Below are 15,186 nucleotides of genomic sequence, written 5' to 3'. Positions count from 1 at the left end.
ACATAGTAAAACGTCTCAGGTTTAGTTATCTTAAGTTATTCATGATTTACTTTTACAATTCTTGTATACTTAAGAAATTGATTTGAATATTTGCGTTTTATATCTTCTAGACGGTCGTAAGTTACACCAATAATATGCCAGTTCGGATTAAAATGATAGAATGAATCTTTTTCTCTTGACCATTTTACCATTTGTCCCTCTTTATTATATCTAGGTAATGTTACTTCATATCCTTCTAACACATTGATGTACGTTTGGAAAATGTCAGGATCAATTCTATTAAAATTATCGATGACTAAATAACTTTTATCATTTTTAGGCATTAATTGAGTGATAAAACCTTCGCGATAGTATAGGGCACCAGTTTCATTTGGTAAATATTTACCATATAACATGTCCTCTGTAAAATCTGGATGTCCACTAGTTATTACAGGATTTGCATTTGTCTTTTGTAATAAATTATTTGCCGCTTTCAATCCTTCTTCACGTTGTTCCACAACCAACAAGATAAAAGGTTTTATTGACTCATCATGACTTGCTGAATCAATTTCAGTTTTTTTAATTGTTTCAAAAGGTGTTTTCACACTATCATTATTACTCATTTCAATAATAGCATCGTATTGAGTTTGACTCATGCTTGCGATGGCTTGTTTCGCATTTTCTTGTAAAAAATAAAGATTTTTTAACTTAGGATGTTTATTTAATGCACCTAATGTCACTGGAGTAATATGCTTATCATAATATATTTCAATGGCAGTACTATTTGTTCTACCAGGAATAGGTGGTTTCTCATGAATATGTCGAGAAACTTCTCCAATACCTACCACTGATTGATCTTCATATTTATTATAGAAGATAAGATTATCTCCTATTTCTAACTGATTGTAAAAATGATATCCATTACGTTTAATGCCATTATACGTATGTGTATAAATAGTATAATATTCTCCTGATTCAAATGACTCAGTTTCAGAAAGGAAGAAATAACGTGGAAGTTTCACTTCACCTTTACCTAGTGAAACAATTAAATCATACTCTTCTTTAGTTAATTGATTGATTAAAGTTTCACGCATATTATTCATGCGAAAATCAAGCGTTTCACTTCGTTTTAAATAATCAATTGTAAGTGGTTTTAATAGTTCATTAAATTTAAATTCAACTCTAATTTTATTTTGAGCACCTGTTTGAACACTAATAATTTCTCCAATACCAAGTAATCCAGTATCTGTTTGGACTTGATAAAATATAACTTGATCCCCTGTCTTAGCCTTTTTGAAGGCTCTAAAACCTTGAGTAGGGTTGAATTGAGCTCCAGATTCAAATAATGTTGTTTGACCTACTAACGGTTCATTGTGATTCCATCTAGTATAGCCACAGTTAAGCCAAAAGTAATTTACTTCTTCTTCCATTGTGGGTCTCCTTTAAATTAATTCTCGAAAGTTATTATGTATTTTAATTGATTTCATTGTATTTTAATTAAATGCTATGTTTATTAAGTTATGCTATAAATCTTAACATATCGTCGTTATTTATGTTTAATTTTTTTAGTGTTTTATCTCATTTTAATAAGTTGCTATAAAGGGGAACATTCAGAATCCATTATAAATAATTCTAAATATTCCCCTATGCATTAATTTAATGAGGTGCTAGTAAACTACCTAATAATGGCATTAGATTGATCATGATGCCACCAAGTTTTAGTAATCCACTTAAATCTTTGTCTTTAATGGTAATAGTTGCGCTTATAATACCTAATATAGCAACAACTCTAGGAATAACAAGTGAAGGATATTGTGGCATATTAAAAAAGACACCTGCCCCTGCTATCACACCACATACTAAAGAGATATATAAAAACTGCTTCAATATTCACACTCCTCTTTAATACAATGAATCATTTATAACACGAACAATAAAAATCAAATATAACTAATGATTAGGGTAAAGTCTCCTTCAAAGACACTATCTAAGTCTTCTGAAGTCAGCACAAAATTGGAACCTTTTTGAATCTTGAAGATTTCTCCATCAATAATAATTTGTCCATCACCATTTAAAACTGAAACAAGACAAAATTCTCTAGGTTTCATATAATTTAATGTCCCACTAACTTCCCATTTAACCATTGTAAAGAAATCATTAGACACAATGTGACTGCATTTATGATTTTCAATAATTTCATTTTCGGGAACGATACTAGGTAGTTCTTGAGAATATTGAATAACATCTAATGCTTTATCAACATCTAATGAAGAACTATTTTCACGTTGTCTATTATAATCATATAATCTATATGTAATATCTGAAGATTGCATTGTTTCATACACAGTTATACCTGAACCGATTGAATGTATAGTACCAGCAGGAATAAAATAAAATTCCCCAGGTTGTACTTTAACTCTTTTTAAAGATTCCAAGAAATTATCTTGGCTAATCTGATCTTCCAGTTCTTCTTTAGAGTTAACCGTAGTACCAATTAAAACTTCAGCATCTTCTTCTGCATCAATAATATACCAACATTCTGATTTGCCATATTGCCCATTTTCAAATTCATAAGCATAAGAATCATCTGGGTGAACATGAATCGATAGCGGCTCATTCGCATCAACTATTTTGCACAATAACGGAAAATCTTTGCTTGGAAAATCACCGAACAATTCTCTATGTTGCGTCCAAACTTGGTCTAATGTTTGTCCAGCATAAGGTCCGTTAAGGATCATACTCTTTCCATTTGGGTGTGCAGAAATCCCCCAACATTCTCCTGTGGATTCACTAGGTATATCATAATTGAATTGAGTTAATTTATTACCGCCCCAAATTTTCTCGAAAAAAATAGGCTTTAAAAATAATGGCATAGTTGCACCTCCTAAAACCATTTAAGGCTATATTCTCTATTTCTAAAGTAAATGATAATATCTGATTTATATGTATAAAACTTAAAAATTAATTATGTAAAAGTGAAATTATATTCAAAATAATTATTCAACATCACTTGTGTTACCATTCGTTTCTTTATTATATCAACTTTATCTCTATTTTAATAGAAATTATTTAAATGATAAAACACATAAAGAAGTGGGACAGAATTCAATTAGAATTCATTATCCCACCACAACTGAAATAATTACTATTAGTTAAAGTTTAATGAAAGCATTTTTTAATTCAATGATTATCTTTAAACAACTCATTTATTCAAATGAAGACAATGCTTCGATTATTGATTGATTACCTGTAATAACTTGGAATTCTTTATTTATGAATTTATTCTCAGATAAAGCAACTTCTTTTAACACAGATGCCACATCTTCTCTAGGTATAGAACCTCTTCCATCAAAGTATAAATCAGTCTCTATTTTAGAAGTTCCTTCTTTATCTTCTAACGCACCTGGATGAACAATCGTATAATTTAATCCAGAATTTTTTAAGTGTTCATCAGCATAGTGCTTAGCAATTGTATATGGTTTTAAATCACCGCTTGAATCAAAAGCTTCACGACGAGCATCATACGTTGACACCATAATATAATGTTTAATATTGGCTTGTTTACTAGCTTCAATTGTCTTAATCGCACCATCTAAATCTACAATAATAGTTTTGTCAGCACCTGTACTGCCTCCAGAACCCACAGTAAATAAAACTTTATCATAACCGTTAAATGTTTCAGTTAAGTCTTCAATACTATCTTTTTCTACATCAACTAAAGTTGCTTCAATATTATCTTGCTTTAATGTTTCAATCTGTTCGTTTTTACGTACTCCAGCTGTAAAATCTACCTGATCTTCTTTTAGTTGCTTTACTAATTTAGAACCTACTCCACCGTTAGCACCTATAACTAATAAACTCATTCAAATCGTCCTCCTTAATATTTCTACTTCCATCAATTTACCACTTAAATTAAAATTAAAACGTAAATCATTTTTGACATAGTCAATCATGTATATTAAATTAATATATGAACATATATTCATATATTAAGGGGTGATTTATTTGAATGTATCTTTAAGCAGTTGGAACGAAGATGCTACCTTAATACAGACTACGGAAATTTTTAAAGCACTAAGTGATACAAATAGATTAAGAATTCTATTATTGTTAGAGCAAGAGGAATCTAGTGTTGGTCATATTACACATACGCTAAACTTGAGCCAGTCTAATGTTTCTCATCAACTTAAAATCCTTAAACAAGCTAGACTTGTTAAGTCCTTAAGACAAGGTCAATCAAAAATCTATTCGATTGATGATCAACATGTTTCAACCCTATTGAAACAAGCCATTCATCATACGAAACATCTAAGAGGTGAAGTTTCAAATGACTAGTCATTCTCATACACATTCACACAACCATTCACATGTACACACTAATAATAAAAAAATTTTAGCCATTTCCTTTATTATTATTGGACTTTTCATGGTGATAGAAATTGTAGGTGGCTTTATTGCTAATAGTTTAGCATTATTATCTGACGGACTACATATGTTCAGCGACACAGTTTCTCTAGGTGTTGCCCTTATTGCATTTATTTATGCTGAAAAGAATGCCACATCTAGTAAAACTTTTGGTTATAAACGTTTTGAAGTTTTAGCTGCATTGTTTAATGGCGTCACTTTATTTGTTATTAGTATAGTTATTATCGTTGAAGCAATTAAAAGATTTCTTGCACCACCTGAAGTTCAATCAACAGAAATGTTTATTATTAGTTTAGTAGGCTTAATAGTTAATATCGTAGTAGCACTTATAATGTTTAAAGGCGGAGATACCAATCACAATTTAAATATGCGTGGTGCGTTTATTCACGTACTAGGAGATTTATTAGGATCTGTTGGTGCAATTATTGCCTCAATACTCATATGGACATTTAATTTTACAATTGCAGACCCTATTGCGAGTATAGTGGTTTCACTGCTTATTTTAAAGAGTGCATACGGAATTACGAAATCATCTATTAATATTTTAATGGAAGGAACGCCCTCTGACATAGATTTAGAACAAATCATCTATACAATAATGGGTCATGAGGAAATACAAAATGTTCATGATTATCATGTTTGGACTATTTCTAATGATATGAATGCTTTAAGTTGTCATGCAGTAGTAGATAAATCACTTACGATAGAGGCTTGTGAACAATTACTTAAGCAAATAGAACATGAATTAGCACATCTTAATATACAACATATGACGATTCAATTAGAAACACCAAAACATCAACATGACGAATCAATTTTATGTTCTGGAGTTATGCATCAACACTCACATTAGTATAACTTATTAAAAATCAATCAGGGGTTAGACGTTGAATTCAAGTTAAATTCTGTCTAACCCCTGATTTTTAAAACTTATAGAAAATGTTCAAAAATGAGTTGCTTCGCTGGCACTTGTTTTTCATCAAACCCTTGTAAATATTCTTCATTATCATAAGGTAGCTTAATTCTTTCGATTGAAAACTCATTATCATTAATAGTTACAATACCGTAGACGGCATTGGCTCCATTGTTTAAACCTATTGCGCCAGGATTAAAATAAATTGTTTTATTATCATCATATAAATGCATTTGATGGTTATGGCCAAATGCAATTAAATCAGCATCTTTATCTTTAAATAATTCAATAATATTTTCTTTACTATTTTCAGTAATTGGACTAAACGGCTGTCCTTCTATGCCAGTCTCCAATTTTTGATTCTCTATTTCATAATGAATGAATAGTAATTTTTTTCCACAAATAGTTTTTTCGATATATCTAGGTAACAAATTAAGTTGGTCATAGTAATCTTCATCCATATGGCTCTCTATCCATTGATGATGCTCATAAAATTTATCCTTCAAATCTTCAGGATAAGGCGTGTTATTTACTAATGACATAACCGCTTCATCATGATTACCAGCTATAATTTCCATATCATCACGATCAAATATTGTATCGAGTACTTTATTTGTTTCATGACCAATTCCGATATTGTCCCCGAGATTATAAATTTTATCGATGTCTTCTCTATTATCAATATCATCTAAGACAGTTTGTAATGCATCGAAATTACCATGCACATCTGTAATAATCGCGAATTTCATGATGATATCTCCTTTCAAAATTTAATCATTAGCATATTTTAACACTTAATCTTCAAATATGTTAGATATTATTTTAAAAAAAGTATAAATTTTGATATTGTATTTATATTAAAGTAAAGGAGTGCTTATATTTGTTCAAATATCATAGTTTGGCATTAAAAAATGCTAAACCGCAAATTCTTAAGACGATTTTGTTTAGTATCGTTAGTTTCATTGTAGTATTTGCGGTTTTTGCTGTTGCTAGAACTTTCTTTATGCAATATTTCATGCAAATGCAGCTAGCAGCGCAATTACAACAATCATCGGGTCCATATTTAATCATTATGATCCTGGCTTTATTATTGGGATTATTATTCTTTATATTTGCAGGTTATCAATTACTAGCAGGTGCAATTAATGTTATTGCAAAAGCAATTTCAAGTGAAAATGTTCATTTCAATGACTTATTTGTTGCATTCAAAAAAGGTAAATATGGTAAGAGTTTAATTTTATCATTAATCTCAATTGGCTTATTTATAGTGATGTACTTAATTATAATGGCATTAAATTATTTATTTAATTTAGCATTAACACCTTTATTTACATCATTACAGTCAGCTGTAAGTTCATCTGATAATGCAATTGCCATTTTACTAACAATTCAAATTATTATTTTAATTATTATTGAATTAATCACATCAATCGTATCATGGTTCTTTTTCATTTTAATGATTAATTATACTGTTTCATTAGTAAGAGAATCTAACTATAGTGCCATGTCTCACTTTAAAGTTGGCTTTAAAGGTATTAGAAATGGCCATAAAACTTGGTTTAAATTCTTTATAGCTGTTCTTTTATTAAATTTAATTATTATTATCATTACTCAACCACTTGGTACAATTCTTTCTGTAACAACTGGAAACATGTCTCAAAAAGTTGCTACAGTCATTCTGTATGTAGCACAAGTTATTATTGTTATATTACGTTTAATCCTTTATTTTGTTCTTATAATGGGTGCAGTTCAGTACTTCTTAAAACGTGGTGAAAAATTAAATAAAACTACTAACGAGCAGAAGAAAAAGCACAAAAATAAAGATAAAAGCGTAACTAATAAAAATGACACATTGAGTAATCAACAAAAAATTGATAATACTCATCAATCTTCTAAAAACAATGTTGAAGAGCATTCAAATAATGTTACAAACAATGTTAAACAAAAATCTGAGAACCCCAAAGATGAAGCGAGTCATAATTTCAATAAAGATAAATAATACAAATAAGGTGGAACCCAATTAAATAAGGGTTCCACCTTTTATGTTCCACAATTTTATTTTAGGAATTTGCTTTCTAAGAATAATGCAGCGCCATCTTCTTCATTAGTGAATTGTGTCACTTCATTAGTAATTTCCTGTATTTCTTGTCGTGCATTTTTTATTGCGACGCTATAACCACCAAATGCAAACATAGCTCTATCATTATCACTATCCCCTATTACAAGCGTGTCTTCTTGTTTAATATTAAAGTGTTCTATCATTTCTTTAATACCCGTTCCTTTATCGGTATGATATGCCATAGTTTCAGCGTTAAATCTTGATGAATTAGAAACACTAATGTTTAAAAGCACTTGATTTTGAATAAGTTCATCTCTAAAAGTTGTTATTTTTTCTAAGTTTGGCGTAAATAAATAAATTTTAGCATAGTCATCTTCAGGTATATCCTCTTTCCAATCAATCTTACCAGACATTGCATCTAATCTTGATTTCCATTCACTTTCGCTTACATGATTTGGAGGCGTATCACCTTTAATCATCTCTTGCATCCATGCTTTATCTTCATTTAGCGCAATTCTTGATCCATTAAATGGGAAAACTTCATAATATATTTCTTGCTGTTGTGCTAAAGATACGATTCGTTTAACACTTTCACTCGATAAACTATGCATGAAAAGATTATCACCGTTTACTTCTCCACTCGTACCATTAGAACTGATGATTCCATCAACTTCAAATTGATGAGGTACAAGTTGATCAATCTCTGTATATGATCGACCAGTTGCTAAAAATACCTTATATCCCTTTTCTCGTAATTCATCAATAATTGATTTTGTTTTAATTGAAGCTTTATTATTCTCATGTAAAATTGTTCCATCCATATCTAGAAAAATCGCTTTGATATTATTCAATGTCATATAGCCTTCTCCTTTACGTGTCTTTTTTAAAATTGTGGCATTATTTGATGAAATGTGCAACGAGATTACCCTATCATGTGTAAAGAAAATCGATTTTTATAATTCACAACTTCTACATTTCTATTGAAAAGAGATGACATCGTTTTATTAGTTAAAACATCATTAATCTTTCCTTGTGCAAAATTCATGCCTTTACTTAAAATAAAAATTTTATCAAATATTGATATGATTTCTTCAATGAAGTGTGTCACATAAATGATAGTAATTTCAGGTCGCTCATGTGATAAAGTTTCTAATACTTCCAATAGTGTTTCACGCGCTAAATAATCTAAGCCCGAAGCTGGCTCATCTAAAATTAATAATTCTGGATTACTTATAAGCGCACGTGCAATCATAACCCTTTGTTGTTGTCCAGTTGATAAATAACCGAGGTATTCATTCTCTAATTCTGCCATACCGACTAATTTTAACAGTTTCTGCGCTTCTAACAATTGTTGATGATTGAATGTTTTGTATAGGCCAATAGATTTAAAATAGCCACTTAATACCACATCTATCACATGCTCTCCATCTTGAAATTGATTAGTGAGCTTGTTTGAAATGAAACCTATATGTTGTCTCACATTATCTGCTGAATATCCAACCATTCCAGGTGTCATACCAAAAAGGACTATGTTGCCACTTGTAATTGAATCATAGGTGTTTAGAATATTTAATAAAGTTGTTTTTCCAGCACCATTTAAACCATATAATATCCATTTATCCCCTTTTTTAATATTCCAATCAATACCGTTTAATATATGCTTACCTCTTCTATATCGATGTACATTATTCATTGAAATTAGCATAGTATCACCTCACAATACGATAATTGTAAGATAATTCAGACATTTTTTCAAAATAACAAACTGTATATTTTATAAGTTAGTATTTCAAATAAAGAAGGAGCAAGATCAAATTCTTAATGAATTTAACATCTTGCTCCCAATAGGGTAACTATATTAGAGAAGAGCATACGATTAACGCTTTCACATTTAAGTTAGCCACTTCAAATTCAATGTTGTCTAACATTATTAAATTTTATCCCGACTCAAAATTTATACGAATTATTCAACTGTAACTGATTTAGCTAAGTTACGAGGTTTATCTACGTCTAATCCTCTGTGTAGTGCTGCATAGTAAGCAATTAATTGTAATGTAACTACAGATACAAGCGGAGTTAATAACTCATGTACATGTGGAATTACATAAGTATCTCCCTCTTTTTCTAAACCTTCCATAGAGATAATACATGGTTTTGCACCACGTGCTACTACCTCTTTGACATTACCACGAATTGATAAGTTAACCTTTTCTTGTGTAGATAATGCGATTACAGGTGTGCCGTCTTCAATTAATGCAATTGTACCATGTTTAAGTTCTCCACCAGCGAATCCTTCAGCTTGAATATATGAAATTTCTTTTAGTTTTAATGAGCCTTCAAGACTTACATTATAGTCCATTGTACGTCCGATGAAAAATGCATTACGCGTTGTTTCTAAGAAATCCTTAGCAATTTGTTCCATTACTGGAGTATCATCTACAATTGTTTCAATTGCAGTTGTTACTTTAGCTAATTCTCTCAATAAATCAATATCATTATCTCGACCATGTGCTTTAGCTACAACTTGAGATAAGATTGATAAAACAGCAATTTGAGCTGTATATGCTTTTGTTGAAGCAACTGCAATTTCAGGACCAGCATGTAATAACAATGTATAATCTGCTTCACGTGATAATGTTGAACCAGCCACATTTGTAACTGTTAATGATTTGTAACCTAATTTGTTAGTTTCAACTAACACTGCACGGCTATCAGCAGTTTCACCTGATTGAGAAATATAAATGAATAATGGTTTTTCAGATAATAGTGGCATGTTATAAACAAATTCAGAAGCTACATGTACTTCAGTAGGTACACCAGCCCATTTTTCTAAGTATTCTTTACCAACTAGACCTGCATGATAACTTGTTCCTGCTGCGATGATATATATACGATCTGCAGCTGCAACATCCTTAACAATTTCAGGGTCAATTTTTAGGTCACCATTTTCATCTTCATACTCTTGAATAATACGACGCATAACTGCTGGTTGTTCATTAATTTCTTTAAGCATGTAGTGATCATAGATACCTTTTTCAGCATCTGAAGCATCGATTTGAGCAGTATAAGTGTCTCGATCTTGTACATTTCCATCAAGGTCTTTAATAGTTACACTGTCTTTTTTAACAATAACAATTTCATGGTCATGAATTTCTTTGTATTCATTCGTTACTTTAATCATAGCTAATGCGTCTGATGCAATGACATTGAAGCCTTCTCCAACACCAACTAATAAAGGTGATTTGTTTTTAGCTACATAGATTGTATCGTTATCTTGATTATCAAGTAAGCCTAATGCATATGAACCGTGTAATAGAGAAACTACTTTAGAGAAAGCTTCTTCAGTTTCTAAACCTTTATTCGAGAAGTGTTCAACTAATTGAACAATAACTTCTGTATCTGTCTCAGATTGGAATGTTACATCTGATAAATATTCACTTTTTAATTCTTCATAATTTTCAATTACACCATTATGAACTAATGTAAAACGTTCATTATTAGATTGGTGAGGATGTGAATTCACTGTACTTGGTACACCGTGTGTAGCCCAGCGTGTGTGACCGATACCAACGTGACCATCAGTGTCATTGTTGTCAGCAACTTTTCTTAATTCTGCAATACGACCTTTTTCTTTAAAAACAGTTGTACCATTATCGTTTGCAACTGCAATACCAGCTGAGTCATACCCTCTATATTCTAATTTTTCTAATCCTGATAATAATAATTCTTTTGCATTATCATATCCAATATATCCTACAATTCCGCACATAAATTTTTCCTCCGTTAAATATAGCTTGAAAATTTTATCTGTTATATAAAATTTAAAAAGGTAACGTGTTTTTAAACATTAGTAATTTTATTAAAAATTCTATTTATTATTAATGTTTTATCTTTATTGTATTTACCCATTAAAGCCATATTATATTTCTAAGATTTTATAAATTTTAGGCATTCTTATTATTTTTGTGCATTTAGTTACCTAAATGTTTTAAATAATAAGCTAACGAATGAGCCTCATCCGGAATAGCATCCGCCGATATTTTCGATGACTATTCTCCTCGTCTGCAAAGTAATAAATTGCCCTACAAAAGCTCTCATATTTAACTTTTGATTATAGGTACACTTATATTTTGCCCTGGCGCTTTATAATTAATTTTGAACTTTCCTCCTTCCAATATTATTTATTTTACACTTTTCAGATAAATGAATGCAAACAATTTCCGACCTTTTTAGTAAAAATTTAAAATAAATATCTTTTGTAATCTTCTAAAATACATAATAATTGTTTCTAATTATTAAATTATTACCAAACAATATCGCAACCAATCAAATGAAAGCGTTTCAACAAAAACCGTTAATTAAACATTTAAAAAACCTCCAAAGCTACACATTAAATGTAAACTTTGAAGGAAAACGAAAATTGTTTTATTAAATTGGTTACTCTAAGCCCATTTTAGATTGAACTTCATCAGCAATTCGTTGTGCAAAACGTTGCGCATCTTCGTCAGTTGAAGCCTCGACCATTACACGAATTAACGGTTCTGTACCTGATGGTCTAACTAAAATTCTACCTTCACCATTCATTTCAGTTTCTACTTCATCCATCACTTTTTTAACATCTACATTTTCTTCTACATGATGCTTATCTGTAACTTTAATATTGATTAGAGATTGCGGATATTTTTTCATTTGAGCAGCTAACTCACTTAAAGGTTTACCACTCATTTTAATAACAGCAGCTAATTGAACACCAGTTAATAAACCATCTCCTGTAGTATTGTAATCCATCATAACAATATGTCCTGATTGCTCACCACCAAGGTTGTAGTTACCTTTTCTCATTTCTTCTACTACGTATCTATCTCCAACTTTTGTTTTATTAGATTTGATACCTTCGTTTTCTAAAGCTTTATAGAAACCTAAATTACTCATAACAGTAGAAACAATCATATCGTTGTTTAATTCTTGGTTTTTATGCATTTCTTGACCAATAACAAACATGATTTGGTCACCATCAATAATATTACCTTTTTCATCAACAGCAATTAATCGATCACCATCGCCATCAAATGCTAAACCAAAGTCGCTTTCAGTTTCAAGAACCTTTTCAGCTAATAATTCAGGATGAGTTGATCCACAATTATCATTAATATTATAACCATCTGGGCTGCAGCCAATTGTTTCAGTATCAGCTTCTAAATCTCCAAATAAGAAAGGTGCTAGTGCTGATGTAGAACCATTTGCACCATCAAGTGTGATTTTTAATCCTTCTAAATTAACATCAATAGTTGATTTTAAGTAGCTTAAATATTTCTGAGCACCTTCGAAGTAATCAGAAAAATGTACAATATCTGTTCCAACTGGTCTTGGTAAATCAGGATTTTCTTGATCCAATAATGTTTCAATCTCTTCCTCTTGAGCATCAGATAATTTAAAACCATCTGCACCGAAGAACTTAATTCCATTATCAGCCACTGGATTGTGCGAAGCTGAAATCATTACACCTAATTCAGCTCCCATTTCTCTAGTAAGATAAGCTACTCCAGGTGTAGATATAACACCTAATCTCATAACTTCAGCCCCAATTGAAGCTAATCCTGCAATCAAAGCAGATTCAAGCATTTCACCTGACACACGTGTATCTCTACCAACTAAAACTTTTGGTCTGTCAGCACCTTCATTATGTGCTAATACATAACCACCATAACGACCCAACTTAAATGCTAATTCAGGTGTTAACTCTTTATTGGCTATTCCTCTTACTCCATCAGTACCAAAATATTTTCCCATCATTAATACTCCTTTTTAATTTGTTATTTTAAGCTAATATGTGCTGTTATTTCATCTGGATCAGATTTCTTTACTTTATCTGGTAAATTTAATTGAACATTCTGATCTGTAGATTCAGTTATATTCTTAAGATCAACATTTGCCTCTATCTCATTAATATCTTGTAAATCATCTCTATTACCATAAATCTCTATCTCATTCTCATCAAGTGTTATATCATCCAAGCTAGCACCATCAGGTAAACTGCCTTTTTTATTAATTTTAACTTTAACCTTTTTGCTGTATTCTTGGAGTTTAACATTTAATTTGACTTCATTAGGCTGTATATTAACATTTAATTTATTTAATGATTTATCAAAAGCAGTAACATCTGCTACATCAGAAGTATCTTGCCTTAATTTGTTAGCTTCTTTATAAGTAGCTTTTAAATATGCGATTTTCTTAAGTTGTTCTCGTCCTCCAGTTACTTTGACAGAATTAGGCTCAACAGAACTGTCTTTCACTTTATAGTTTGGGTCTATATCATCTTTCCCTATATCTGCTTGAACATGCATCGTTTTAGTTTCTTTATTTTCTAAAGTAACATAAGCTTGCTTAGGTTTAACATTGTAATTAATATCATTACTTAAGCCTTTAACGATATAGTCTTCTTTGTATTTTCCGGCTTTAGCGTTGGATAAATCCACTGCAACTTTGATATCATCGGCGTTTTCGATTTTTAATAATTTAGATTGTGGACCTGAAACAGTTACATTAACAGTCTCAGGAGCTTTAGTTACATGTAATTCTTTGGAATTATAAATTATCTCAACAGGTACATCTTCAATTGTTTTAGATGAATTTTGTGATAAATTATCATTACTAAAAATATTTCCAAATACATTATTAACTGATAAATAGAAAAAGATTGCCAATAGTAAAGCAATAAATCTGAGACCCCATTTACTTTCTAGCATCTTATTTCACACCTTTCTTTTGAAAGCGTGTGCCAAACCAATGTTCGGCTAATAATTCTTCAAATACCTCAGTTGAGATATCTCTACGTAATTTACCATCAAAAGTTACAGATATTGAACCTGTTTCCTCTGAAACAACAATTGTAAATGCGTCTGAAACTTCAGAGATACCCACTGCAGCTCTATGTCTAGTTCCTAGACTTTTAGAAATTTTAGCACTATCTGATAAAGGCAAGTAACTAGCTGCACTAGCAATCTTAGAATTTTGAACAATCATTGCACCATCATGTAGCGGCGTATTTGGTATAAATACATTAATTAATAATTCTTGAGATATTTCAGAATTCATCGCTATACCCGTTTCAATATAATCTTGTAATCCCGTTTCTTTTTCAAAAACAATCAAAGCACCAATACGTCTTTTAGCCATATATTGAACAGCTTTCGATACTGCTTCAATTAACTTTTCTTCATCATGACTGTATGTATTATTATAACGTTTAAATAAGCTTCCACGACCTAACTGCTCCAATGCTCTTCTTATTTCGGGTTGGAAAATAACAATAAGCGCAAGAACACCCCATTGAATTACAATATCAAAAAGTTTAGATGTAGCAGTTAAATTTAGAATTTTACTCACTTGTTGACCAATTACAATAAAAAGAATACCTTTAAGTAATTGAATTGCTTTGGTTCCTTTAAATACAGTTATGAGAAGATAAAGGACATACCATACTATTAGTAAATCCAGCACACTCGTCACAATTTTTAATGTACTAAGATTATCAAAAAAGTTGGAAAAATCCATAGCATCTCCTCCGAATATATTTTCCATAGTCATAATTATACCAATGATAATTTCAACTGTCATATGAACAAATAGATTGTATTAAAAAAAGTAGATTATTCAATTAATCAGCAATTGATTAATGATTTATTACCAATATAATCAATCTTCAAATAGATAAACTCTATAATAGTTTTATTTAATTTTATAAAAAAAGCACTCCTGATTAGGAGTGCTAATAAGTGAGCCATAGAGGATTCGAACCTCTGACCCTCTG

General features: G+C 30.7%; 14 protein-coding genes. 3 read left to right on the top strand and 11 right to left on the bottom strand.

Annotated features, from left to right (window positions below):
• Positions 1-35: 35 nt before the first annotated feature.
• From HMPREF3265_RS09895 to HMPREF3265_RS09880, 4 genes are all read right to left on the bottom strand, one after another.
• On the bottom strand, positions 36-1,409 hold the full coding sequence (locus tag HMPREF3265_RS09895) for an EVE domain-containing protein (RefSeq protein WP_070861575.1): 1,374 nt from the start codon (positions 1,407-1,409) through the stop codon (positions 36-38).
• A 226-nt stretch (positions 1,410-1,635) separates the two neighbouring features.
• Positions 1,636-1,866, bottom strand: coding sequence for a hypothetical protein (locus HMPREF3265_RS09890; RefSeq protein WP_048667989.1), 231 nt, complete (start codon positions 1,864-1,866; stop codon positions 1,636-1,638).
• Positions 1,867-1,919: 53 nt separating this feature from the next.
• Complete coding sequence (locus HMPREF3265_RS09885; RefSeq protein ID WP_037551888.1) at positions 1,920-2,852, bottom strand: type I phosphomannose isomerase catalytic subunit; 933 nt, start codon at positions 2,850-2,852, stop codon at positions 1,920-1,922.
• Positions 2,853-3,185: 333 nt separating this feature from the next.
• Positions 3,186-3,842, bottom strand: coding sequence for an SDR family oxidoreductase (locus HMPREF3265_RS09880; RefSeq protein ID WP_048667988.1), 657 nt, complete (start codon positions 3,840-3,842; stop codon positions 3,186-3,188).
• A 142-nt stretch (positions 3,843-3,984) separates the two neighbouring features.
• Here HMPREF3265_RS09880 and HMPREF3265_RS09875 point away from each other — a divergent pair, with 142 nt between their 5' ends.
• The gene (locus HMPREF3265_RS09875) at positions 3,985-4,314 is read left to right on the top strand and encodes an ArsR/SmtB family transcription factor (protein ID WP_070580801.1); all 330 of its coding nucleotides are present in this window, start codon (positions 3,985-3,987) and stop codon (positions 4,312-4,314) included.
• The gene (gene czrB / locus HMPREF3265_RS09870) at positions 4,307-5,257 is read left to right on the top strand and encodes a CDF family zinc efflux transporter CzrB (protein WP_070861573.1); all 951 of its coding nucleotides are present in this window, start codon (positions 4,307-4,309) and stop codon (positions 5,255-5,257) included. Before HMPREF3265_RS09875 ends, czrB begins: the two co-directional genes overlap by 8 nt.
• Before the next feature lie 77 nt (positions 5,258-5,334).
• Here czrB and HMPREF3265_RS09865 read toward each other — a convergent pair whose 3' ends face one another.
• The gene (locus HMPREF3265_RS09865; protein WP_037551877.1) at positions 5,335-6,066 is read right to left on the bottom strand and encodes a metallophosphoesterase family protein; all 732 of its coding nucleotides are present in this window, start codon (positions 6,064-6,066) and stop codon (positions 5,335-5,337) included.
• Between the two features lie 131 nt (positions 6,067-6,197).
• Here HMPREF3265_RS09865 and HMPREF3265_RS09860 point away from each other — a divergent pair, with 131 nt between their 5' ends.
• Positions 6,198-7,316 carry a lytic transglycosylase gene (locus HMPREF3265_RS09860; protein WP_070861570.1) on the top strand — a complete coding sequence of 373 codons (1,119 nt, stop codon included), beginning with the start codon at positions 6,198-6,200 and terminating at the stop codon, positions 7,314-7,316.
• Positions 7,317-7,372: 56 nt separating this feature from the next.
• Here HMPREF3265_RS09860 and HMPREF3265_RS09855 read toward each other — a convergent pair whose 3' ends face one another.
• The 6 genes from HMPREF3265_RS09855 to cdaA form a co-directional block, all read right to left on the bottom strand.
• The gene (locus HMPREF3265_RS09855) at positions 7,373-8,227 is read right to left on the bottom strand and encodes an HAD family hydrolase (RefSeq protein WP_256323932.1); all 855 of its coding nucleotides are present in this window, start codon (positions 8,225-8,227) and stop codon (positions 7,373-7,375) included.
• A 71-nt stretch (positions 8,228-8,298) separates the two neighbouring features.
• Complete coding sequence (locus tag HMPREF3265_RS09850; protein ID WP_070861566.1) at positions 8,299-9,081, bottom strand: ABC transporter ATP-binding protein; 783 nt, start codon at positions 9,079-9,081, stop codon at positions 8,299-8,301.
• Positions 9,082-9,339: 258 nt separating this feature from the next.
• On the bottom strand, positions 9,340-11,145 hold the full coding sequence (gene glmS / locus HMPREF3265_RS09845) for a glutamine--fructose-6-phosphate transaminase (isomerizing) (protein WP_070861565.1): 1,806 nt from the start codon (positions 11,143-11,145) through the stop codon (positions 9,340-9,342).
• Between the two features lie 668 nt (positions 11,146-11,813).
• Positions 11,814-13,166, bottom strand: a complete 1,353-nt coding sequence (glmM, locus tag HMPREF3265_RS09840) for a phosphoglucosamine mutase (RefSeq protein ID WP_070678216.1) — start codon at positions 13,164-13,166, stop codon at positions 11,814-11,816.
• Between the two features lie 23 nt (positions 13,167-13,189).
• A complete protein-coding gene (locus tag HMPREF3265_RS09835) occupies positions 13,190-14,122 on the bottom strand; it encodes a CdaR family protein (RefSeq protein WP_070861564.1) in 933 nt (310 codons plus the stop codon).
• 1 nt (position 14,123) lies between these two features.
• Positions 14,124-14,930 (bottom strand): diadenylate cyclase CdaA, encoded by an 807-nt coding sequence (cdaA, locus tag HMPREF3265_RS09830; RefSeq protein WP_070442168.1) that lies wholly within the window; start codon positions 14,928-14,930, stop codon positions 14,124-14,126.
• Positions 14,931-15,186 lie beyond the last annotated feature (256 nt).

The sequence above is a fragment of the Staphylococcus sp. HMSC62B09 genome (assembly GCF_001839115.1).
Taxonomy (GTDB): domain Bacteria; phylum Bacillota; class Bacilli; order Staphylococcales; family Staphylococcaceae; genus Staphylococcus; species Staphylococcus haemolyticus.
This window is presented reverse-complemented; position numbering and strand designations above follow the sequence as displayed.

Coding starts and splice junctions, on each gene's coding strand:
- HMPREF3265_RS09885 (WP_037551888.1), bottom strand. CDS start 2,852: ATGCCATTATTTTTAAAGCCTATTTTTTTCGAGAAAATTTGGGGCGGT.
- czrB (WP_070861573.1), top strand. CDS start 4,307: ATGACTAGTCATTCTCATACACATTCACACAACCATTCACATGTACAC.
- HMPREF3265_RS09895 (WP_070861575.1), bottom strand. CDS start 1,409: ATGGAAGAAGAAGTAAATTACTTTTGGCTTAACTGTGGCTATACTAGA.
- HMPREF3265_RS09880 (WP_048667988.1), bottom strand. CDS start 3,842: ATGAGTTTATTAGTTATAGGTGCTAACGGTGGAGTAGGTTCTAAATTA.
- glmM (WP_070678216.1), bottom strand. CDS start 13,166: ATGGGAAAATATTTTGGTACTGATGGAGTAAGAGGAATAGCCAATAAA.
- HMPREF3265_RS09865 (WP_037551877.1), bottom strand. CDS start 6,066: ATGAAATTCGCGATTATTACAGATGTGCATGGTAATTTCGATGCATTA.
- cdaA (WP_070442168.1), bottom strand. CDS start 14,930: ATGGATTTTTCCAACTTTTTTGATAATCTTAGTACATTAAAAATTGTG.
- glmS (WP_070861565.1), bottom strand. CDS start 11,145: ATGTGCGGAATTGTAGGATATATTGGATATGATAATGCAAAAGAATTA.
- HMPREF3265_RS09850 (WP_070861566.1), bottom strand. CDS start 9,081: ATGCTAATTTCAATGAATAATGTACATCGATATAGAAGAGGTAAGCAT.
- HMPREF3265_RS09835 (WP_070861564.1), bottom strand. CDS start 14,122: ATGCTAGAAAGTAAATGGGGTCTCAGATTTATTGCTTTACTATTGGCA.